Annotated in this window: 1 pseudogene; it reads left to right on the top strand. The window is 65.9% G+C overall.

The window, feature by feature from the left end:
* Positions 1–574: pseudogene (locus NE591_RS12220) on the top strand (2-succinyl-5-enolpyruvyl-6-hydroxy-3-cyclohexene-1-carboxylic-acid synthase); the annotation flags it as partial.

Below are 574 nucleotides of genomic sequence, written 5' to 3' on the forward strand. Positions count from 1 at the left end.
GTGCGAAGCCCCTGGCGTGCCGAGGGTCGCAAGGCTCAGCGCCGCTTTGCTGATGCCCGGGTCGCCCTCAACGACGAGGCGCGCCTGCGCATTCTCGCCGTGGAATGGGACGGCGTGGCCACCCACGATTCCGAGGCCACGGAAGGCGCCTACGTGCGCTCGCTTCTCGAGCTGGCGCCGGAAGGCTCGTGCCTCTTTTCGGCGAATTCCATGAGCATCTGTGCCGTGGACACCTTCTACGTAAAGGACGGAAAGCCCCTGGCTGTGATGGCCAATCGTGGACAGAACGGCATCGATGGCGTGGTTTCCACGGCGGTAGGCGCGGCGCAGCACTTCGCCCAGACGACGTTTCTTACCGGCGACTTCACGCTGCTGCACGAGCTTTCCGGTTTGGCGCTCCAGCGCGAGATGCTGCTCCAGCGCCGCGGATCCGCAGAGACGCCGTCGCTGGTCATCATTCTTCTGAACAACAACGGCGGCGCCATCTTCGACATGCTGCCCCAGGCCTCCGCCGACCCGTACTTCGAGCGGCTGTTCCTCGCGCCCCAGGACGTGCGCTTCACCGAAGCCGCCG

This window comes from Adlercreutzia sp. DFI.6.23 (assembly GCF_024462535.1).
GTDB classification, from domain to species: Bacteria; Actinomycetota; Coriobacteriia; order Coriobacteriales; family Eggerthellaceae; genus Adlercreutzia; species Adlercreutzia rubneri.